Here is a 19477-nt window from a genome sequence, read left to right as displayed (position 1 = left end):
CCTAAGCCGCCCCATTGAATCAAGAGGTCACACCATGCTGGAAGTACGCAATCTGAACTGCGGATACGGGCAAAGCGCCGTGATCCACGACCTGGCCTTCACCGTGGGCGAGAACGAGATTCTCGCGGTGATGGGCCGCAACGGGATGGGCAAGACCACCCTGTTCAAGACCCTCATGGGCATCCTGCCAGTGGCGTCCGGCTCGATCCGGCTGAAGGGCGCGGAACTGGCCCACGACGAGAGCTTTCAACGTGTGCGCAAGGGCCTGGCCTACGTGCCCCAGGGGCGCATGGTGTTCCCCACCCTCAGCGTGGAGGAGAACATCCGCACCGGCATGCACCAGCCGAAGATGAGCAGCGTCCCCAGCGAGATCTACGACATCTTCCCGGCTCTGTTCGACATGCGCAGGCGCAAGGCAGGCAATCTCTCGGGCGGCCAGCAACAGCAGTTAGCCATCGCCCGCGCCCTGGTGAGCGAACCGGCCGTGCTGCTGCTGGACGAGCCCACCGAGGGCATCCAGCCCTCCATCATCAAGGAACTGGCCCGCACCCTGGACACCATCCGCAAGCTCAAGAACCTATCCATCCTGGTCTCCGAGCAGGTGCTCAGCTTTACCCTGGACATGGCGGACCGGCTGCTGGTGCTGGAGAAAGGCCGTTTCGTGCACGAAGCCCAGCGTGAGGACGCGGACGTGGAATCCATCGCCCGCTTCCTTTCGGTCTAGGCGCAGTGATTGGTTGCCGGCGGCCGTGGCGGTTCAAGGCGCTCCGCCACGGCTTTTCCGGCGGGGCGCGGCATTCGCTTCGCCAACGCGACACAGGGATGTGACGCTTTTTTGGGCGTAATGCCCTGCAACTGACTTCGGGGGCAGCACGCCCGCGAAACCGGAGACGACCCGATCAGGAACGGTGTTCGACTCATTTCCTATCAACCGGAGGTTCCCATGGCTGACACCCTAATCAAGATCGACCTGTCCCAATCGCCCTATGACAACGACATGGTGCACAACCGCTGGCACCCGGACATTCCCATCGTGGCCTGGGTCAATCCCGGCGACGACTTCATCATCGAGACCTACGACTGGACCGGCGGCTTCATCAAGAACAACGACAGCGCCGACGATGTGCGCGACATCGATCTGACCATCGTGCACTTCCTCAGCGGTCCCATCGGCGTGAAGGGGGCCGAGCCCGGCGATCTGCTGGTTGTGGACCTGCTGGACGTGGGGGCCAAGCCCGAGAGCCTCTGGGGCTTCAACGGCTTCTTTTCGAAAAAGAACGGCGGCGGCTTCCTCACCGATCACTTCCCCCTGGCACAAAAGTCCATCTGGGACATCAGCGGCATGTTCACCCATTCCCGACACGTGCCCGGCGTGAACTTCGCCGGCTTGATCCATCCCGGCCTCATCGGCTGCCTGCCCGACAAAAAACTGTTGGACACCTGGAACGAGCGGGAAATGGACTTCATCGCGTCCGACCCTGACCGGGTTCCGCCCCTGGCCTGCCCGCCCTGCGGACCCACCGCCCACATGGGACGGCTGAGCGGCGATGCCAAGGACAAGGCCGCGGCCGAAGGCGCGCGCACGGTGCCGCCCCGCGAGCACGGCGGCAACTGCGACATCAAGGACCTCTCGCGCGGCTCGCGCATCTATTTCCCCGTATACGTTGACGGCGGCGGCCTGTCCATGGGCGACCTGCACTTCAGCCAGGGCGACGGCGAGATCACCTTCTGCGGGGCCATCGAGATGGCGGGCTGGCTGCACCTGAAGGTGGACATCATCAAGGACGGCGTGTCCAAGTACGGCATCAAGAACCCGGTGTTCAAGCCCAGCCCCATCACCCCCAATTACAACGACTACCTGATTTTCGAAGGCATTTCGGTGGACGAATGGGGCAAGCAGCATTACCTGGACGTGCACGTTGCCTACCGCCAGGCCTGCCTCAACGCCATCGAGTACCTGACCAAGTTCGGCTATTCCAAGGCCCAGGCCTATTCCATCCTGGGCACCGCGCCGGTCCAGGGCCACATCAGCGGCGTGGTGGACATACCCAATGCCTGCGCCACCCTATGGCTGCCCACGGATATCTTCGACTTCGACGTGATGCCCAGTTCCAAGGGGCCGGTGAAACATATCACCGGCGGCGTCGACATACCCATGTCGCCAGACCTCAACTGACCGAGGGAGAGGAACAAAAAGCCGCGTTCCCATGCCCTGCGTGGGAACGGGAACACCAACCTAGAAGGGGGAATCCATGCCCATCTACGAATACGACTGTCCCCGGTGCGGTGATTTCACGGCGCTGAGGCCCATGGCCCAGTACCGCGAACCGCATCCCTGTCCTGATTGCGGCGAACCGGCCCCCAGGGCGGTTTTCAGCGCGCCGGGCCTGCCCCTGCTGAGCGCGGTGGCCCGCACCGCCCATGCCACCAACGAACGCAGCGCCCATGCACCCAAGGTGTCGCGCAAGGGCGAGCGCGAGGCCAGTTCCAAACATGGCCCTGGCTGCGCCTGCTGCAAGCCCGGCGCGGCTTCCGCCCGGACGCGGGTGGCGCAGGACGGCTCCAAGAGTTTCCCCAGCAAGCGGCCCTGGATGATCTCCCATTGAAGGCCGGGGCTTCATAAACTAAAGGCAGGGATGCCTTCGGGCGCTGGCCTCGCCGACGATTACAGGCCGTTCAGGCTTCTTCCGCCACCGGCACCAATTCGGTGTCGGCTTCACTGCCGGCATCGGCGTAGCGCCCGCAGCCCCACAACAGGCTCGCCACGGCCAGATAGGCGGCGGCCATGGCAGGCGTCTTCATGAAGCCGATGGCCTCACCGTGCATGAATCCGAAGAAGGTCAGAAGAGCGGCCACCGTGGCGAACGCCGCGGCTCTGAGGAATTGCCGCTCGATGACGAACACGGCGATGGCGCAGAGCATCAGACCGCCCAGGATGGCGCCGTTGCCCAGGACCGTGAGCCCCTGGTAGAGCACGCCCACCTGGCCCAGCTTTTCCATGCCCAGCGCCGCAGCGCTGGTGCCCGCCGCACCGAGGACGTTGTCGATCTGCAGCTTGCCCCAGGCGGCGAGATGCGGCAAAAGGCCCAGAATGATGGCCGGGGCGTGTTTCCGGGGCGTTTCCTGAAAAGCCTGTGAGCCGATGAGCATGCCGATGTACAGCAATATGGGCGAGATGGCCACCACGGGGATCAGCGACATGAGCACCGAAACGATACCGAACCAGGACAGCAGCAAGACGGCAATGCCGGTGGCGGCGGAATAACCGATACGGCCGCCCATGGCTTTCCAGCCCGGGTGCCCGATGTATACCGCATTGATGAAGGGATTGCCCATCAAACAGCCGATCAGGCTGATGACGCCGTCGGCGGTCAGCACCCGGGTCGTGGGAAAACTGTCGCCGGCCACCGCGGCGCTCTCCACGTTGTCCAGGGCTTCCACCAGATCGTAGATGCCGAAAGGTATGGCCGTCACCAGGATGACGCCCAGGAACTCGAAGCCGGAGAACACGTGGCCGAAGGCCGGCAGGGGCACCGAGAATCCGAAGCCGGCCACCGACTCCCGCAGCTTGGCCAGGCTCATCCCGCCGTAGTCCAGGCCCAGCCCGGCCGACCCCCAGGCGATGAGGGTTCCGGCCGCGATCGCCACCAGACCGGCGGGTATGCCCTTGAAGAAGCGCACGCCTCCGAACCAGCTGACCAGGATGATGGCGAAGCAGACCATGCCGATGACCGGAGTCATGAATATCTCCAGGGCCGGCCGCATGGAAATGAAGGCGATGGACACCCCGGCCAGGGTTCCGAGCAGGGCGGCGCGCGGGGTGACGTGGCGCACAGTGGAGCCGAGGAAGCCGCCGACCATCAGCACGAAGCTCTGAATGAACACCCAGGTCAGCCCGGCTTCCCAGCCCTTGACCGGATCGCCCGTTGAAAGGCCGATGGGCAGCATGATCACGAAGGTGACCACGAACATGTGCGGGACGCTGACCCCGGAGGGCAGGGCACAGACATCACTGCGGCCGCTACGCCGGGCGAGGCCATAGGCCAGCCAGGCATAGTACAGCGTGCTCAGGAACAGCATCAGGCCGGTGGCCGGCAGGATGCGCCCAAACACCAGTTCGTCGGGCATGTGAAGTACGAAGCGCATCAGGCCGGTCAGCACCAGCAGGTTAACCAGGATGTTGGTGCCGAAGCCGAACAGCGCATTCCAGTCGCCGGGTGTCCACAGTGCGGGTTTGCTTGCAGTCATGGCCTGCCTCCTAAATTAAGCGGGAATGGGTTGTGCGACGCGCGGTGCGAGCGCCGTCAGGAGATCGTGGGACGTGGTCACCCAGCCCAGGATGCCGCCCTGGGCATGGATCATCTGCAAGGCGACCTCATGGAAAACCGGGAAATAGGACGCGCAGCAATCACTCGGGACCAGGCAGCGGTAACCGCGGTCGTTGGCTTCGCGCACGGTGGTGTGCACGCAGATCTCGGTGGTGACGCCGCAGACGATGAGGTCGGAAATCCCGCGATGGCTGAGGATGGCCTGCAGGTCGGTGGCGTGGAACGCACCCTTGCCGGGCTTGTCCACCACCGGTTCGCCTTCCTCGGGATACAGCTCGGGCACGATGTCGTGGCCGGGTTCGCCCCGGATCAGGATGCGACCCATGGGGCCCGGCATGCCGATACGCAAATCCGGGTCGCCACGCTCCACCTTGGCTGGCGGCGCATCGCTCAGATCCGGGCGATGGCCTTCGCGGGTATGGATGACCAGCAGGCCGGCGCGCCTAGCCGCATTCAGCACGGCGCGGCACGGCGGGATGGCGGCCTGCAGCAGGTGGACGTCGTTACCCAGGGATGAGCCGAAGCCCCCCGGTTCGAGAAAATCCCGCTGCATGTCGATGAGCACGAGTGCGGTCCGCTCGGGACGGAAGCTGATGGGGTACGGCTGGGCCGCAACGGTGGTGGTGGTCATGCCGGTGGCCTTGCAGGAACGGGTACGGGAATCTATCCAGCAAGATTCCGGCCAGCGGAAAGGGAGGCCGACTGAAACTCCAACAGCTTGATAGTCAGGCGTTTAATAAGCTTCCAGCTTCATCTGGGCCTTCTTGTATACAAGGATGTATGCACAAAAATTGTGCCGGTGTTTAGTCCCGGTGCGCTGCGTTCCGTCCGGTCTGTGTGGATTAGGAGCGATCGACGGCGCGGAAAGCAATCTTGGAGTTGCTCTGAAGGTGCTCGCGGCTGACAAGTGCCGAGAAAGGCAGGTTGCGACCAAATCAGGGGATGGCGGGTTCCGCTCCGGGGTCCCGGGCGGATTGCAGCTTGTGCAGGGTGATCTTGCGGACTTCCGCCTTGCTGGCCTCGATATGGGATTGCAGCAGCATCCCGGCGGCAGCCGCCTTGCGTTGCATCAACAGGCGCAGGATCTGGGCGTGCTCCTCGTAGGTGGCACGGATCCGCTCGGACTGGGTGAAATCCAGGCGGCGGATGATGCGGATCTTCTCGGTGATGTCGCGATGGACCCGCAGCATCTCCACATTGCCGGTCGCCGCCAGCAGGCCTTGGTGGAAGGCTTCGTCCATGCCGGCGACTTCCCAGGGGTCTTCAAGCCGGGCGGACTCAGGGACCAGCCAGAGATCGGCGAGGGCGGTGAGGTCGGCGGGTTCCTCCCGGCTGCAGATCATGTCAACGGCCGCCAGTTCCAGGATGATCCGAAGGTCATAGCGCTGGTCGAACAACTTGAAGTCCAAGGGCTTCACGTTCCAGCCGTTGCGGTAGGCGACCTTGAGATACCCTTCCTGCTCCAGGCGGGTCAGCGCCTGCCGGACCGGGGTACGGCTGACCTGCATCTCCTCGGCGATGGCGATCTCGGTGAGGCGGTCGCCGGGCAGCAGGCGAAAGTCGAAAATGGCCTGCTTGAGCTGGTCGTAGACCTTTTCCGAGAGTCGTGGCGGGTGTCTGGCTTCGGATTTTCTCCCTGGCTTCATGCCAGGAAGCTTATATGGGCGGCGACGATTCGCCAACCCTGGGGCATGCGCACCCAGGTCTGGCTCTGCCTGCCCACAGGCTTTCCCGGACGGACGAATTCCGTGTTGACGGTGGCGAAGTCCCACGCGAAGGTGGTGATCACCGTGTTTTGCAGGACCCGCGCCAAGCCGGCCGGGTCGCGTGCCTGGCGGAACGCCCTGATCGCGGCCATGCCCAGAAGGTTTTCGGCGCTGCCGTAGCGCAGGGTGTGGGGACTGTCCCAGAACAGTTCGTCCAGCACGGCAATGTCGTTTTCCACCAATGCCTTTTCGTAGCGCAGGAATACCTCGCGAACTTCGGCGACGACCTTGGGGTCGTTGATGTCGGGGCTTATGGTCATCTTAGCCAGAGGGAATGCGGGCCGAAGCGAGGCCGGCCCTTTCAAGCGTCCAGGCCGCGCGCAGGCACAGGTCTTCGCGCCAGGGCGGGGCGATCAGCTGGACACCGATGGGCAGTCCGCCGTCCGGCCAAAGCGGGGCCACCGCGACCGGGAGTCCGATGAAGGAGATGGGCTGGGTCAACAGGCCCATGTTCGGCCGCACCGGCAGGGTTTCGCCGTTCAGCTCGAACTGTTCCTGCCCCAGCAGGGTCGTGGTCACCGGGGTGGCGGGCGCGATCAGCACATCGTAGCGATCAAACAAGGCCAGGGCTTGCTGCAGGAACCAACCGCGCAGCTTCTGGGCGCGCTGATACCAGTGAGCCGGCACCAGGCTGCCGGCCAGCAGGCGGTCACGGGAGAGGGGCTCGAAATCCGCATACCGCTCCCGCAAGCCTTGCAGGTGACGGCTGCCCCCTTCGCTGGCGGTGATGATGAAGGCCGCGGCGCGCGCCTCGGGGACACCGGAGAGATGAGCCAGGTCATCGGCTCCCAGTGCTCGGGCCGCCGCCTCCGCCGCCCAGCGCGCGGCGGGCCCAGCCCACTCGTCGAAATAGCCCGACAGCCTTGCGATACGCAGGCCCTCGCACGCCTTGTCCAATTCCCCTGAGGCGGGTTCGATCCGACGCTGGCTGCAGGCGTGATCGGCGGCGTGGTGCCCCTGGAGGGCATCGTAGACGAAGGCAAGGTCCTCGGTGTTGGCTGTCAGGGGTCCCAGGTGATCCAGGCTGTCCACGAAGGGAAAGGTACCACTGCGGGGCAGGCGCCCGTAGGTGGGTTTCAGGCCGAACACGCCGCACAGCGAGGACGGAACCCGGATCGACCCATTGGTATCCGAGGCCAGGGCCACAGGAACCAGGCCAGCCGCGACCGCCGCGCCGGAGCCGCCGGAGGAGCCTCCCGCGGTCCGGGCTGGGTCCCTGGGATTGCGGGTGGCGCCGAAATGCGTGTTTTCCGTGGTGAAGCCATACGCCAGTGCGTCCATGTTGAGGGTGCCGGTGAGCAGCGCGCCTTGTGCGGACAGACGTTCGACCAGAACCGCGTCGCCCGTCGCCGGCGAGCGCTCGGCAAAGGCCTTGTGTCCGGCCAGGGTAGGCAGGCCGGCGACGTCGAACAAATTCTTGACCGCGAAAGGCACGCCGGCCAAAGGACCCGTCGGACGGCCCAACCGGCGCGCCGCATCCAGCCTTGCGGCCTGCGCCAGCGCGCGCTCGGCGGTGACGGCGGTATACGCATTGAGTGTCGGATTGGCCACCTGAATGCGGAGCAGTGCCGCTTCCGCCAACTCCAGCGCCGTGCAATCGCCGGAAGCAAAGGCGGCGGCGCAGTCTCTAGCGGTGAAGGGCAGGCGACTCACAGGCGAAAGACCGGCGCCGGCTCGGCGGATTCCGGCAGGCTGATCCGCTCACAGCGCTGCGCCATCTCGGTCAGCAATCGGAATTGCCGCAGCACCGCAGCCTCGCGCTCGGGAGGCAGTTCCAGCCCATGCAGGCGTAGGGCGCTCAGGACATAAGTCCGGAGCAGTTCTGAGTCAGGGTCTTCGATATTCATGGCAGGGTTTCCAGGGATCAGGTTGCGCTGCGGCCGGCTTGCCGATAAGCGCGCCAGCCCCCGTAGGCGCGGATATCTTCGGCTCCCTGCAAGGCCCAGGCTTCGCACAGGAAGCCCTGGACCTGCTCCCCGCCCTCCAGTTCCAGGGTGCCGATGGCCAAGGGGGGCGGGACTTCCGCCACGAATTCGCCGTATCGGCGTATGGGAAGTTCCCAGACTTCCACGGCGATGGCGCTGCCCGGGCCATCGAGGCGGATCAGGCCGGGCTTCGGCGGCACCGTGCCGCGCAGCGCGAACAGGCCATAGCGGGGTGTCGTGCGGGTTTGCTGCACCAGCCGTCCGCCCCTTTCCCGCAGTTGCCAGTTGAGCGGTTCTCCTTCGAGATGGGCGCCGACCACGGCCAGGCGCACGCTGCGTTCGCCGCTGGGTAGCGGCGCCAGAGGCTCGGAGTCGATACGAGGCGCGTGTTTGGAAATGCCCAGGCGACGGTGGGTGAGGGGCTCCAGGGTGCGGGCGAACTCGGCCAGCCGATGATCGGCGCCTGCGGGCCCGATGAGGGTGATGCCTGCGGGCAGCCCGTCGGCGCGGAAGTGGCCCGGCAGGGCCAGGGCGCACAGGCCCAGCAGATTGACGAAATTGGTGTACAGACCCAATTCGGTGTTGCGTTCCAGCGGTGCCTCGGCAATCGCCGCCAGCGTGGGATGCGTCGGCGCGGTGGGCACCAGCAGGATGTCGATGGTCTCGAATAGCGACCGACAGGCCTGCCGGAACTGTTCCAGCCGATGCAGGCCCTCGAAGGTCTCCTCCGCCGAGGGTTCTCCGCGCCTGGACAGGACTGCCCGGACAGCCGGGTCAAGCGCCTCGGGATGGGTGAGATGGAAATCACCCAGGGACGCACGCCGTTCTGCCAGCCAGGGTCCCTCGTAGAGCAGCGCGGCAGTCTGGCGGAACAGGGCGAAATCCACCGGTTGGATGTGTAGGCCTTTCCGGGACTGGATGGCTTCCAGGGTGCTGCGAAAGGCGGTTTCCGCCAGGTGGTCGCCCAGGAACTCCAGGGGCGCGGGCAGGCCGAGGCTGACCTCGCGGCAGAGCGGCCCGAGCGCTTCGATAGACCTGGAGTAGGCCTGGGATGGATCGTGGCCGGCGATCTGGCTCAGTACCCGCCAGCCGTCGGCCACGTCCAAGGCGAACACGGAGACGCAGTCCAGGCTCTCGCAGGCCGGAAAGACGCCCCGGTTGCTCACCAGGCCCGGAGTGGGCTTGATGCCCACCAGATTGCAGAAGGCCGCCGGAATCCGGCCGGAACCGGCGGTATCCGTGCCCAATGAGAAAGCCACCTGGCCCAGGGCGACGGAGGCAGCCGACCCTGAACTGGACCCGCCAGTGATGGAACCCGGGGCGAAGGGATTGGGCACTGCCCCGTAGGGTGAGCGGGTGCCGGTCAGCCCCGTGGCGAACTGATCCAGATTGGTCTTGCCGATCAGCAGGGCGCCCGCGGCTTCCAGCCTTTGCACCGCGCTGGCCGTTTCTTTCGGGGTATAGGCGAATACCGGGCAGCCCACGGAGTTCGGAAGCCCCGTCACTTCGATGTTGTCCTTTACCGAAAAGGGGATGCCGAACAGCGGATAGCGCTGAAACACGGCTTCGCCCTCCCGCTGCAGCAGGGCCGCCAATTGCCGCGCCTGCTCCTCCAGTTCGGCGCGGGGCCTCAGGTTGATCCAGATCTCCGGCCGGTGTGCCGCGCCGATGCGTTGCAGCACTTCGTTCACCAATCCAGACGGCGTCAGGCTGCCTTGCCGGTAGGTGTCATGCAGGGCCGTAATGTTCAGGACCGACGGCATCATGATGATGTGTTCCAACTTGTATCCAAGGGTGTTCGAGCCAGTATAAGCGAAGTGCGTGCCACGGCGTCAGATACCTGTGAAACCACCGTGCGAAGGAGGGGCGGGACGCAATCGGCGGCAGACAGGGCAGGTACGGCGATTCAAATCGGTGCGCCATGGGCCAGTCTGGTGCCTGGTCAATTTAATGCGGGGGTGAGCGATCAGGACGACCACAGGTCGGTGCTGAACAAAAACGCTTGGATGCCGAGAAGCAGGATGCTGAGCAGGGACCAGGTCCTGTCGACGACGGGATGGGCGGTCATCCGCCCCAGCAAGATCCAGAGCGTCGGCATCACCAGCACATAGCGCAGGGCGCTGTTGACACTGGCGACGCCGCTGGTCAGCGGAATGAGCAGGGCGAGGCCGCCGAACAAGGCCAGTTGCGGATGCCGGCGCGCTTCCAGGATAACGCTGCCCAAGGCGAGAACCACGGCCGACAGGCTCAGGTATAGAGTGTAACGGGCCTCGGGCCAGGTCCGCGCCTCCTGCAACGCAGTCTCCCAGGCCTGCCAGGTCGCGGGCAGATCCAGCAAGCGGTTGTCGAACCACTGGGTCTGGACGAAATCGAATTCCGCGCCATAGGCCGCGCGCCAGGCCAGATAGGCCACGATGGGCGCGAACAGCAGCGGCAGCACAGGAATGAGTTGCCGGCGCGGATGGGAAAGCAAGCCAAACCGTGTCCCGCCGCCCGGAGTCCTGAGGAACGCGATCAGCCAGGTCGTCAGCAAGGGCAGCAGCAACAGGATTCCCACCGAGCGGGTCCAGGTGGCCAGGGCGGCCAGCAGCGCGGCACCCAGCCAGTGTTTGCGCCGCAGCAGCGCCAGCGCGCCGAAGGCAAGACCGACGAAAACGCCCTCGCTGTAGACCACGGCGAAATGGAACGAGGCCGGAAAGATCAGCATCATCCAGGCGCAGCGCAGTGCCCCGACTTCTCCCAGGTCGGCGCGCGCCAGTTCATACAAGGCAAACAAGCCCCCCAGGGTGCCCAGCAGCGAAACCAGTACCCCGGCTGCGGCGGACGCGCCGATGTCCGACCCGCCCAGCCAGACAAACGGCACCCGCAGCAGCTTCATCAGGTAGGGGTAGAGCGGCAAATAGGCATAGGTCTTGGGGTGGGACTCGCCGTCTGCCGTCACCGGAGCAATCTTGCCCACCTCGTCGTAGCCCCCGGTGGCGATGCCCAGGTAGAACTCGCTGTCCCAGGCGACCAGCGGATTGAGGGCCGGGTCCTGCAGATAGGGCTTGTTACTGAGGCTATCGGCCCCGGTCTCGGCTGCGGTCCAGGGCAGGGCATGATCCGGGCGCTGTGGGTGGACGCGCAGGGGCGCGGCGTACATGAAGCCCACCACGATCAGGCTCCAGGCCAGCCACATGAGCAGAATGTGCCGCCTGGCGCTCATGCCAGGCTCACTGCGCGAATTCCTTCGTGGTCCGCCCAGGGGCTGGCGACCGTCAGCCCGGACCGTTGTGCGGGTGTCCGCCGTACACCCCGTCCCCGCTTATTTCCGATCGTAACCGAACTCCAGGATGATGGGATGGCCCTGGTTATGAATGATCATCTGCTTGCGGGTCTCGTCTTCCTTCACTTCTGTCTGTATCGCGGGCGTCGTGGTTTCCTCGCTGGCTGCCTCGGGCGTGGCCGCGGACTCGGGGGCCTGTGCCGGGCTGGACATCGCGGCTGCCGGCTGAGTAGCCGAGGTCTTCGCTGACGGAGGTGGCGCTGGCAAAACTACTTGCGCCTTGGGCGGCGCCTTCACGGCCACCGGCTTGTCCTTCACCTCGATGCGCACATCGGGGAACCAGGTGGAACTGGACGTGCTCGTGCTCTCCACCGGATCGGGCTTGCTGCGCTGAATCTTGAGCTGGGAAAGCAGGTTGAAGCAGGCGGTGGCGATGTGGTTGGAGTAGGCGTCGAACAGCGACTTGCCGCCGCCTTTCATCACCTCGTCCGCCATGAAAGTCTCCTTGAGATAGGCGTTCTCGTGGCTGTGCGCCTTGGCGCCGCGCAGGGTGCAGGTGATCGTCACCACATCGGCCTTCTGGAATTCCAGCGACCTGGGATCGGAGTTGCCCACGCTGAAAGAGAACCCGGTGGGCGTGTCGCCGTCGTGCACAATTTCACCGACCCGGGGCTCCATCACATGGCTGTAGGCCACGTCGGGATCGGCGCTGACCGGAAATCCCCAGGTATCCAGGTTGCGGGTGACGGTCTGGGCCAGGGCCTTCGTATCCACGGACTTTCCCCGCGAGGACAACTGATCGGTTTCCGCCCGGAACAGGATGCCCGTCACCGACTCGGGACGCGGTGGCACCCCTTCCGGTTTCAGGCCGATGCCGCAACCCGTGAGCAGGGCCGCCAGGGTCGGCGGAAACAGCCAGGCGTAATTCATAGCGTGTGTCCTTCTTTCCTCGGTTGATGGGTACGGCCCGCGTCGGGCCCCGCCCCTTCGCAGCAGCCCGCCAGTGCACTCTAAGCCCCGTGCCTACGCAGGTAGATACGTCATTTGACTGATTGTGACAAGTTCCGCGCGCCAATGTAATGAGCCCGAACAAGATCGGACAGCAACCGCCGCAGAGAGCGTCGGGTTCGGCGGACAGGGCGCTTGCGCGGGAAGCCGTCAAGCGCCGAGAAAACTACAGCGCCTGGAGCGGGGCGGCCAGACACAACGGTCACCCAAATGACAGTCAACTCATCCCAATTCCCTAGGGGGCTTTAATGAATAACGCAGAAACGAAGATCAGGCGGACGGCGGGTACCGGAACCCTTGCGTCGCTGCTGTCCGTCGGCTTGCTTTCGGCGGCGGCTACCTACGCGCCGGTGTCCTACGGCGGCGCCACCTTCAAGATCGACGACACCAAGTGGATCAGCATCGGCGCCGGTATCCGCAGCAGCTTCACCGCCACCGAAGGCGCGGCGGACGGCAAGTGGAGCAACGATTTCAACCTGGATAACGCCCGTATCTACATCAACGGTCAGATTCACAAGTATGTGAAGCTGGAGTTCAACACCGAATGTTTCCCCTGCACCAGCAGCCAGGGGGGCGACGTGATGATGCTGGACGCCATCGCCAAGTTCGAGATCATGCCTGAGTTCAACCTCTGGGTCGGCCGCCAATTGGTGGCCGCGGAACGCCGCGAACTGAACGGCCCCTTCTACAGCGCCATCTATAACACCTTCGGCGGCGGCACGCCGTTCGAGCCTTCCGACCTGAACGTGCGCTACTTCAACGACGGCACGTCCGCCGGCGCCATTGGCCGCGACGACGGCGCCAACATCTGGGGTGCTTTCTTCGAAGGCCGCCTGCAATACGTGGCGGGCTTCTTCCGCGGCCTGCGCGGCGGCGCCAACAAGGACGACAACATCCTTTACGCCCAGCGCGTGTCCTACAACTTCCTGGATGTGGAAAAGAATCCGGGCTACTACACCAGCGGCACGTACTACGGCAAGGGCGGCGACATCTTCACCGTTGGCGTGGCCAACCAGTACCAGGAGGATGGCGCCGGCATCGCCGGCGACGCGGGCACTTTCCGCGGCACCTCGGTGGACGTGCTGTACGAGCAGAACCTGCCCGAGAACATGGGTGTCATCACCTTCAACGGCGAGTACAAGAACTACGGCATCACAGGCTTCGACATGACCTCCCGGCAACTGGTGCAGTCCGGCGCGGTCAAGGGCTTCCCGCTGTTCGAGGGCAACGCCTTCGACCTGAGCCTGATGTATCTGATGCCGCAGAAAGTCTGGATCGGCCAGTTCCAGCCCTACATCCGCTATACCGACACCATGCCGGTCAACAGCACCAACCGCAATCTATATGAGGCGGGCGTCAACTACATCATTGACGGCCATAACGCGCGCGTCTCGCTGATGTACATGTACGGCGACCTGCTGACCAAAGGCAATTTCAACTTCACCGACACCGCCAAGGGCGATTCCGTCAGCCAGATCATGCTGGGCGTGCAGTTGCAGATCTAGCCGGTTCCCACATACACGTTCCATCCACACAAGGGTCTAAACACATGAAATTGAGAAAGATGGATTTGACCAAGCGCCTTAGTTCGTTCCTGGCTGCCGCCACGCTCCTTCTCGCCTGGGAAGGGGCGGGCGCAGCCGACACCATCAAGGTGGGTATTCTGCATTCACTTTCCGGCACCATGGCCATCAGCGAAACCACCCTGAAGGACACCATGCTGATGCTCATCGACGAGCAGAACAAGAAGGGCGGCCTGCTGGGCAAGAAACTGGAGGCGGTGGTAGTCGACCCAGCCTCCAACTGGCCGTTGTTCGCCGAGAAGGGACGTGAGCTGCTGGCCAAGGAGAAGGTGGCCGCCATCTTCGGCTGCTGGACCTCGGTGTCCCGCAAGTCGGTGCTGCCGGTGGTCGAAGAGCTGAACGGCCTGCTGTTCTACCCGGTGCAGTACGAGGGCGAGGAATCGTCCAAGAACGTGTTCTACACCGGCGCCGCGCCCAACCAGCAGGCGATCCCGGCGGTGGACTATCTGATGAACGACCTCAAGGTGAAGCGCTGGGTGCTGGCGGGCACCGATTACGTGTACCCGCGCACCACCAACAAGATCCTCGAGGCCTATCTGAAGTCCAAGGGCGTCAAGGCCAAGGACATCATGATCAACTACACGCCTTTCGGCCATTCCGACTGGCAGAGCATCGTGGCCGACATCAAAAAGTTTGGTTCCGCGGGGAAAAAGACGGCGGTGGTTTCCACCATCAACGGCGACGCCAACGTTCCTTTCTACAAGGAACTGGGCAACCAGGGCATCACCGCCGACAAGATCCCGGTGGTGGCCTTCTCCGTGGGTGAGGAGGAACTCTCCGGCATCGACACCAAGCCCCTGGTGGGCCACCTGGCCGCCTGGAACTACTTCATGAGCGTCGACACGCCTGAAAACGCCGACTTCATCAAGAAGTGGCACGCCTTCATCAAGAATCCGAAGCGCGTCACTAACGACCCCATGGAGGCTCACTACATCGGCTTCAATATGTGGGTGAAGGCGGTGGAAAAGGCGGGCACCACCGACACCGACGCGGTGGAGAAGGCGATGATCGGCATCGAATACCCCAACCTGACCGGCGGCGTGGCGAAGATGAACAAAGCACACCACCTGTCCAAGCCGGTGCTGATCGGCGAGATCCAGGACGACGGCCAGTTCCAGACCGTGTGGCAGACCAAGGGCCTGGTGGATGGTGACGCCTGGTCCGACTTCCTGCCGGAAAGCAAGCCCATCATCGCCGACTGGACACCGCCCATCAACTGCGGCAACTACAACACCAAGACCAAGAAGTGCTCGGGTCAGAAATACTGATCCAGGCTCCACGGCCGGCCAGGGAAGGCCGCCGCATCCGGGAGAGGGACGCCCGCAAAAACATAAAACCATCATGCGCCTAATTAACGTAACACGACCGAAAGGGCTGCTCCGGCTGCTCGCCGGGGTCTTGCTCAGCACGATACTGGGTCTGGCCCAGGCTCGTGCCGATGAGGGCGCGGCGCTGGCCGCCGCCCTGCAGCAACTCAAGGACACGCCCCTGGCCCAGATGGGCGAGGCGGTGGACACCCTCGCCGCGATCCACGACGCGCGCGTGCCCAAACTGCTCAAAGCGCTGCTGGAGGGCCAGCTTTTCTATCGCAAGTCCGATGGCAAGGTCGTGACCGCGACCGCCTCCGACGAGGGCTACGCCATCACTGACGCGCTGAGCGGTGAGTCTTTGGGAAGTGTCGGTCGCTTCGACGTGAAAAAGCTGGCCATCAACAATACCCTGCGCAACACCCTGACCGGCGCCATAGCCCGCCTGGAACTCACCGTGGGCGATGCTCAGCAGAGATTGCGCGCGGTGAAGGCCATGAGCGAGGGCATCACCGAGGAGACCGAACAGCTGTTGCGAGCGCAGTTGGCTGCGGAGACCGACCCGGCGGTGCGCCAGGCCATCGAAACCGCACTGGCCCTGGCCGACCTGTCCGGCGAGGACAAGGAAGCGCGGCTGGCCGCGATCCGCAGCCTGGAAGGCAACCTGGACCAGGAGGTGCGCAACCGTCTCAGTGCGCTGCTGGAGACCGATGACGAGGGCAATTTCGTCGAGTCCGACGCCGATGTGCGCAACACCGCCGACGCCGCCGTCAAGCGGATCGAGTTCAAGGTGCAGCTCAATCAGCTGGTTGAAACCCTGTTCTTCGGCCTCAGTCTGGGTGCGGTGCTGGTGCTGTCCGCCATCGGGCTGGCCATCACGTTCGGCGTGATGGGCGTGATCAACATGGCCCATGGCGAACTGATGATGATCGGCGCCTACACCACCTACGTGGTCCAGCTCCTGATGCCCGGGGCCCTGGATTGGTCCCTGGCGGTGGCGGTGCCCGCCGCCTTCCTGATCTCCGGGCTGTTCGGCATCGCCATTGAGCGCGGCATCATCCGGGTGCTCTACGGCCGTCCTCTGGAAACCCTGCTGGCCACCTTCGGCGTCAGCCTGTTCCTGCAGCAACTGGTGCGGAGCATCTTTTCGCCGCTCAACCGCAGTGTGAGCACGCCGGCCTGGATGAGCGGGTCGGTGGAAATCAACAGCGCCCTGTCGCTGACGTTGAACCGCCTGTACATCGTCGGCTTCAGCTTGCTGGTGTTCGCCGCCCTGCTGGCCATCCTCAAGCGCACCCGGCTCGGGCTTGAGGTGCGCGCCGTCGCCCAGAACCGCGCCATGGCGCGCGCCATGGGCATACGCACCGGTTGGGTGGATGCCATGACCTTCGGGCTGGGCTCCGGGATCGCAGGTGTGGCCGGCGTGGCCCTGAGCCAGCTCACCAACGTCGGACCCAACCTGGGCCAGGCCTACATCGTCGACTCCTTCATGGTGGTGGTGTTCGGCGGGGTCGGGAATCTCTGGGGCACCCTGGTCGGCGGCATAGGTCTCGGCGTCGTGAACAAGCTGTTGGAACCCTATGCCGGGGCGGTGCTGGCCAAGATACTGATCCTGGTGTTCATCATCGTGTTCATCCAGAAGCGCCCGCGGGGTCTGTTCCCGCAGAAGGGCCGCGCGGTGGAGGGCTGAACCATGGGACTGACCGACTTCATCCGGCAGGATCGCTGCTGCGTGATCTTTTTCACCATCCTGGGCACCCTGGTGTTCTTCGTGTCCGCCTTCCATCTGGCGCTGCCGGAGTCCTCGCCGCTGCATGTGTCCACCTACACCGTGACCCTGCTGGGCAAGTATCTGTGTTACGCCCTTCTGGCCCTGGCCCTGGATCTGGTCTGGGGCTTTGGCGGCATTCTCAGCCTGGGACACGGCGCCTTCTTCGCCCTCGGCGGCTACGCCATGGGCATGTACTTGATGCGCCAGATCGGCGAGCGCGGCGTCTATGGCAACGCGCTGCTGCCGGACTTCATGGTGTTTCTGAACTGGAAGGAACTGCCTTGGTATTGGCTGGGCTTCGACCAGTTCTGGTTCGCCTGCCTGATGATCCTGCTGGTGCCAGGCAGCCTGGCTTTCGTGTTCGGCTGGCTGGCGTTTCGCTCCCGGGTGACAGGCGTTTATCTTTCCATCATCACCCAGGCGCTGACCTATGCCTTGATGCTGGCCTTCTTCCGCAACGAGATGGGCTTTGGCGGCAACAACGGCCTGACCGATTTCAAGGATATCCTGGGTTTCAGCCTGCAGGCGGAAGGCACGCGGGTGGCTTTCTTCGTGCTCAGCGGCCTGGCCCTGGCCCTGGCTTACCTGGCCTGCCGCATGATCGTGACCTCGCGCCTGGGGCGTGTGGTGGTGGCCATCCGCGACGCCGAGGCGCGAACGCGCTTCATCGGCTACCGGGTGGAATGGTTCAAGCTGTGGGTGTTCGTTTTCTCGGCGGTGCTGGCGGGCATCGCCGGGGCCCTTTACGTGCCTCAGGTGGGCATCATCAACCCCGGTGAATTTTCACCGCTTAATTCCCTGGAACTGGTGATCTGGGTGGCGGTAGGCGGGCGCGCGACCCTGTACGGCGCCATCATCGGCGCGGTTTTGGTGAATTACTCCAAGACGGTCTTAACCGCGGCATTGCCCGAGGTCTGGCTGTTTGCCCTGGGCGCCTTGTTCGTGCTGGTGACGGTGTTCATGCCGGACGGCCTGGTGGGTCTGGCCCAGCGCAGGAGGAAGCCGGCATGATGACTTATGAGAGGGCTTTGCTTCCGGGTGATGCCGGGGATTTCCACGAGGTGCTGGATACCAGCCACGGCCCCATCCTCTATCTGGAAGGGGTGACGGTGAGCTTCGACGGTTTCCGTGCCTTGAACGACCTGAGCCTTTACATCGACGAAGGCGAACTGCGCTGCATCATCGGCCCCAACGGCGCCGGCAAGAGCACCATGATGGACGTGATCACCGGCAAGACCCGCCCCGACAAAGGCAGCGTGTACTTCGGGCAGACCATCGACCTCTTGCAAATGGACGAGCCGGACATCGCCCAGGCGGGTATCGGCCGCAAGTTCCAGAAGCCCAGCGTGTTCGAGCAACAGACGGTGTTCGAAAACCTGGAACTGGCCATGCATGGCGAGAAGGGGGTGTGGAGCACCCTGTTTGCCCGCTTGAATGGCGAACAGCGCGACATGATCGACGAAGTGCTGCAGATCATTGGCCTAAAGGAACACCACCAGGCCCGCGCCGGGGCACTGTCCCACGGCCAGAAGCAGTGGCTGGAGATCGGCATGCTGCTGATGCAGGACCCCAAGGTGCTGCTGGTGGATGAACCGGTGGCGGGCATGACCCACCAGGAGATCGAGCACACCGCGGAACTGCTGCTGTCACTGGAAGGCCGGCACTCGGTGGTGGTGGTGGAGCACGACATGGAGTTCGTGCGTTCCATCGCGCGCACGGTGACGGTGTTGCACGAGGGTTCGGTGCTCAAGGAGGGCAGCATGAACGAAGTGCAGCAGGATCCCCGCGTCATCGAAGTCTATCTGGGGGCCTGATGCTGAACATCAATGCGATCAACCAATTCTACGGCGAGAGCCATATCCTGTGGGACCTGGACATGGGGATCACGGAAGGTTCCGTGACCTGTTTGATGGGGCGCAACGGCGTGGGCAAGACCACCCTGCTCAAGTGCGTGATGGGGCTGTTGCCGGTGGTCTCGGGGCGCATGGAGTTCGCCGGCCAGGATATCGCGCGCATCCCGGCGGAACGCCGGGCCAGCCTGGGGATAGGCTATGTGCCACAGGGCCGGGAGATCTTCCCGCTGCTGACCGTGGAGGAGAACCTGCGCATCGGTTTGCCGGCGCGCGCCGACAAGGCCAGGGAGATTCCGGAAGCCATCTTCGAGATTTTTCCGGTGCTGAAGAGCATGCTGCGCCGCCGTGGCGGTGACCTCTCCGGGGGGCAGCAGCAGCAACTGGCCATCGGCCGCGCCCTGGTCACCGATCCCAAGCTGCTGATCCTGGACGAGCCCACCGAGGGTATCCAGCCCAACATCGTCCACGAAATCGGCGACGTTATCCTGAGGCTGAACCGCGAGATCGGCCTGACGGTCCTGCTGGTGGAGCAGAAGCTGCCTTTTGCCAGGCGCATTGCCGACCGATTCTGTATCATGGAGAAGGGGCGCGCGGTCGCCGCCGGAGCCATGCCGGAACTCGGCGAGGATCTGGTGCAACGCTATCTCTCGGTTTAACAGGGGCTGGACCAC

18 protein-coding genes are annotated in these 19477 nt (G+C 64.2%); 9 read left to right on the top strand and 9 right to left on the bottom strand.

Annotation, left to right across the window (positions count from 1 at the left end; genetic code table 11):
* Nucleotides 1–34: 34 nt before the first annotated feature.
* The 3 genes from urtE (EK23_RS05910) to EK23_RS05900 all read left to right on the top strand — a co-directional run bounded on the left by urtE (EK23_RS05910) (nt 35) and on the right by EK23_RS05900 (nt 2606).
* The gene (urtE, locus tag EK23_RS05910; protein WP_045224349.1) at nt 35–724 is read left to right on the top strand and encodes an urea ABC transporter ATP-binding subunit UrtE; all 690 of its coding nucleotides are present in this window, start codon (nt 35–37) and stop codon (nt 722–724) included.
* Between the two features lie 219 nt (nt 725–943).
* Nucleotides 944–2176 carry a formamidase gene (gene fmdA, locus EK23_RS05905; RefSeq protein WP_045224348.1) on the top strand — a complete coding sequence of 411 codons (1233 nt, stop codon included), beginning with the start codon at nt 944–946 and terminating at the stop codon, nt 2174–2176.
* 76 nt (nt 2177–2252) lie between these two features.
* Entirely contained in the window at nt 2253–2606 is a 354-nt protein-coding gene (locus EK23_RS05900) for an FmdB family zinc ribbon protein (protein ID WP_045224347.1), read from the top strand.
* 70 nt (nt 2607–2676) lie between these two features.
* Here EK23_RS05900 and EK23_RS05895 read toward each other — a convergent pair whose 3' ends face one another.
* The 9 genes from EK23_RS05895 to EK23_RS05855 all read right to left on the bottom strand — a co-directional run bounded on the left by EK23_RS05895 (nt 2677) and on the right by EK23_RS05855 (nt 12214).
* The gene (locus EK23_RS05895) at nt 2677–4248 is read right to left on the bottom strand and encodes a hypothetical protein (RefSeq protein WP_045224346.1); all 1572 of its coding nucleotides are present in this window, start codon (nt 4246–4248) and stop codon (nt 2677–2679) included.
* Nucleotides 4249–4263: 15 nt separating this feature from the next.
* The gene (locus EK23_RS05890) at nt 4264–4959 is read right to left on the bottom strand and encodes a cysteine hydrolase family protein (protein ID WP_045224345.1); all 696 of its coding nucleotides are present in this window, start codon (nt 4957–4959) and stop codon (nt 4264–4266) included.
* A 304-nt stretch (nt 4960–5263) separates the two neighbouring features.
* Nucleotides 5264–5974, bottom strand: coding sequence for a GntR family transcriptional regulator (locus tag EK23_RS05885; protein ID WP_045224344.1), 711 nt, complete (start codon nt 5972–5974; stop codon nt 5264–5266).
* Nucleotides 5971–6354: an oxalurate catabolism protein HpxZ gene (gene hpxZ, locus EK23_RS05880; protein ID WP_045224343.1), complete on the bottom strand. Its 384-nt coding sequence runs from the start codon at nt 6352–6354 to the stop codon at nt 5971–5973. Before hpxZ ends, EK23_RS05885 begins: the two co-directional genes overlap by 4 nt.
* 1 nt (nt 6355) lies before the next feature.
* On the bottom strand, nt 6356–7747 hold the full coding sequence (locus EK23_RS05875) for an AtzE family amidohydrolase (protein WP_200892097.1): 1392 nt from the start codon (nt 7745–7747) through the stop codon (nt 6356–6358).
* Entirely contained in the window at nt 7744–7941 is a 198-nt protein-coding gene (locus EK23_RS05870) for a DUF4089 domain-containing protein (protein WP_045224342.1), read from the bottom strand. The genes EK23_RS05875 and EK23_RS05870 overlap by 4 nt, the downstream gene beginning before the upstream one ends.
* Before the next feature lie 17 nt (nt 7942–7958).
* Nucleotides 7959–9785 carry an allophanate hydrolase gene (gene atzF, locus EK23_RS05865; RefSeq protein WP_045224463.1) on the bottom strand — a complete coding sequence of 609 codons (1827 nt, stop codon included), beginning with the start codon at nt 9783–9785 and terminating at the stop codon, nt 7959–7961.
* Between the two features lie 200 nt (nt 9786–9985).
* A complete protein-coding gene (locus EK23_RS05860) occupies nt 9986–11224 on the bottom strand; it encodes a mannosyltransferase family protein (protein WP_045224341.1) in 1239 nt (412 codons plus the stop codon).
* A gap of 99 nt (nt 11225–11323) precedes the next feature.
* The gene (locus tag EK23_RS05855) at nt 11324–12214 is read right to left on the bottom strand and encodes an RAD23 family protein (protein ID WP_045224340.1); all 891 of its coding nucleotides are present in this window, start codon (nt 12212–12214) and stop codon (nt 11324–11326) included.
* A gap of 326 nt (nt 12215–12540) precedes the next feature.
* Here EK23_RS05855 and EK23_RS05850 point away from each other — a divergent pair, with 326 nt between their 5' ends.
* The 6 genes from EK23_RS05850 to urtE (EK23_RS05825) all read left to right on the top strand — a co-directional run bounded on the left by EK23_RS05850 (nt 12541) and on the right by urtE (EK23_RS05825) (nt 19462).
* Entirely contained in the window at nt 12541–13797 is a 1257-nt protein-coding gene (locus tag EK23_RS05850; protein WP_045224339.1) for a putative porin, read from the top strand.
* Nucleotides 13798–13841: 44 nt separating this feature from the next.
* Nucleotides 13842–15143 carry an urea ABC transporter substrate-binding protein gene (urtA, locus tag EK23_RS05845; RefSeq protein ID WP_045224338.1) on the top strand — a complete coding sequence of 434 codons (1302 nt, stop codon included), beginning with the start codon at nt 13842–13844 and terminating at the stop codon, nt 15141–15143.
* A gap of 73 nt (nt 15144–15216) precedes the next feature.
* A complete protein-coding gene (urtB, locus tag EK23_RS05840; RefSeq protein ID WP_045224337.1) occupies nt 15217–16872 on the top strand; it encodes an urea ABC transporter permease subunit UrtB in 1656 nt (551 codons plus the stop codon).
* Between the two features lie 3 nt (nt 16873–16875).
* Nucleotides 16876–17964, top strand: a complete 1089-nt coding sequence (gene urtC, locus EK23_RS05835) for an urea ABC transporter permease subunit UrtC (RefSeq protein WP_082053966.1) — start codon at nt 16876–16878, stop codon at nt 17962–17964.
* Nucleotides 17961–18767, top strand: coding sequence for an urea ABC transporter ATP-binding protein UrtD (gene urtD, locus EK23_RS05830; protein ID WP_045224336.1), 807 nt, complete (start codon nt 17961–17963; stop codon nt 18765–18767). The genes urtC and urtD overlap by 4 nt, the downstream gene beginning before the upstream one ends.
* A complete protein-coding gene (urtE, locus tag EK23_RS05825; RefSeq protein WP_045224335.1) occupies nt 18767–19462 on the top strand; it encodes an urea ABC transporter ATP-binding subunit UrtE in 696 nt (231 codons plus the stop codon). The genes urtD and urtE (EK23_RS05825) overlap by 1 nt, the downstream gene beginning before the upstream one ends.
* Nucleotides 19463–19477: the final 15 nt, after the last annotated feature.

Source organism: Methyloterricola oryzae, from assembly GCF_000934725.1.
GTDB lineage: Bacteria > Pseudomonadota > Gammaproteobacteria > Methylococcales > Methylococcaceae > Methyloterricola > Methyloterricola oryzae.
The sequence above is the reverse complement of the archived record's forward strand: the minus strand, read 5'-3'. Positions and strand labels throughout refer to the sequence as shown.

What these genes read in the sequence shown, in the direction of transcription:
- urtB (WP_045224337.1), top strand. Translation starts at nt 15,217, where the DNA reads ATGCGCCTAATTAACGTAACACGACCGAAAGGGCTGCTCCGGCTGCTC.
- urtE (WP_045224349.1), top strand. Translation starts at nt 35, where the DNA reads ATGCTGGAAGTACGCAATCTGAACTGCGGATACGGGCAAAGCGCCGTG.
- EK23_RS05855 (WP_045224340.1), bottom strand. Translation starts at nt 12,214, where the DNA reads ATGAATTACGCCTGGCTGTTTCCGCCGACCCTGGCGGCCCTGCTCACG.
- atzF (WP_045224463.1), bottom strand. Translation starts at nt 9,785, where the DNA reads ATGATGCCGTCGGTCCTGAACATTACGGCCCTGCATGACACCTACCGG.
- EK23_RS05885 (WP_045224344.1), bottom strand. Translation starts at nt 5,974, where the DNA reads ATGAAGCCAGGGAGAAAATCCGAAGCCAGACACCCGCCACGACTCTCG.
- EK23_RS05850 (WP_045224339.1), top strand. Translation starts at nt 12,541, where the DNA reads ATGAATAACGCAGAAACGAAGATCAGGCGGACGGCGGGTACCGGAACC.
- urtE (WP_045224335.1), top strand. Translation starts at nt 18,767, where the DNA reads ATGCTGAACATCAATGCGATCAACCAATTCTACGGCGAGAGCCATATC.
- urtC (WP_082053966.1), top strand. Translation starts at nt 16,876, where the DNA reads ATGGGACTGACCGACTTCATCCGGCAGGATCGCTGCTGCGTGATCTTT.
- EK23_RS05870 (WP_045224342.1), bottom strand. Translation starts at nt 7,941, where the DNA reads ATGAATATCGAAGACCCTGACTCAGAACTGCTCCGGACTTATGTCCTG.
- EK23_RS05890 (WP_045224345.1), bottom strand. Translation starts at nt 4,959, where the DNA reads ATGACCACCACCACCGTTGCGGCCCAGCCGTACCCCATCAGCTTCCGT.
- hpxZ (WP_045224343.1), bottom strand. Translation starts at nt 6,354, where the DNA reads ATGACCATAAGCCCCGACATCAACGACCCCAAGGTCGTCGCCGAAGTT.
- fmdA (WP_045224348.1), top strand. Translation starts at nt 944, where the DNA reads ATGGCTGACACCCTAATCAAGATCGACCTGTCCCAATCGCCCTATGAC.
- EK23_RS05895 (WP_045224346.1), bottom strand. Translation starts at nt 4,248, where the DNA reads ATGACTGCAAGCAAACCCGCACTGTGGACACCCGGCGACTGGAATGCG.
- urtA (WP_045224338.1), top strand. Translation starts at nt 13,842, where the DNA reads ATGAAATTGAGAAAGATGGATTTGACCAAGCGCCTTAGTTCGTTCCTG.
- EK23_RS05900 (WP_045224347.1), top strand. Translation starts at nt 2,253, where the DNA reads ATGCCCATCTACGAATACGACTGTCCCCGGTGCGGTGATTTCACGGCG.
- EK23_RS05860 (WP_045224341.1), bottom strand. Translation starts at nt 11,224, where the DNA reads ATGAGCGCCAGGCGGCACATTCTGCTCATGTGGCTGGCCTGGAGCCTG.
- urtD (WP_045224336.1), top strand. Translation starts at nt 17,961, where the DNA reads ATGATGACTTATGAGAGGGCTTTGCTTCCGGGTGATGCCGGGGATTTC.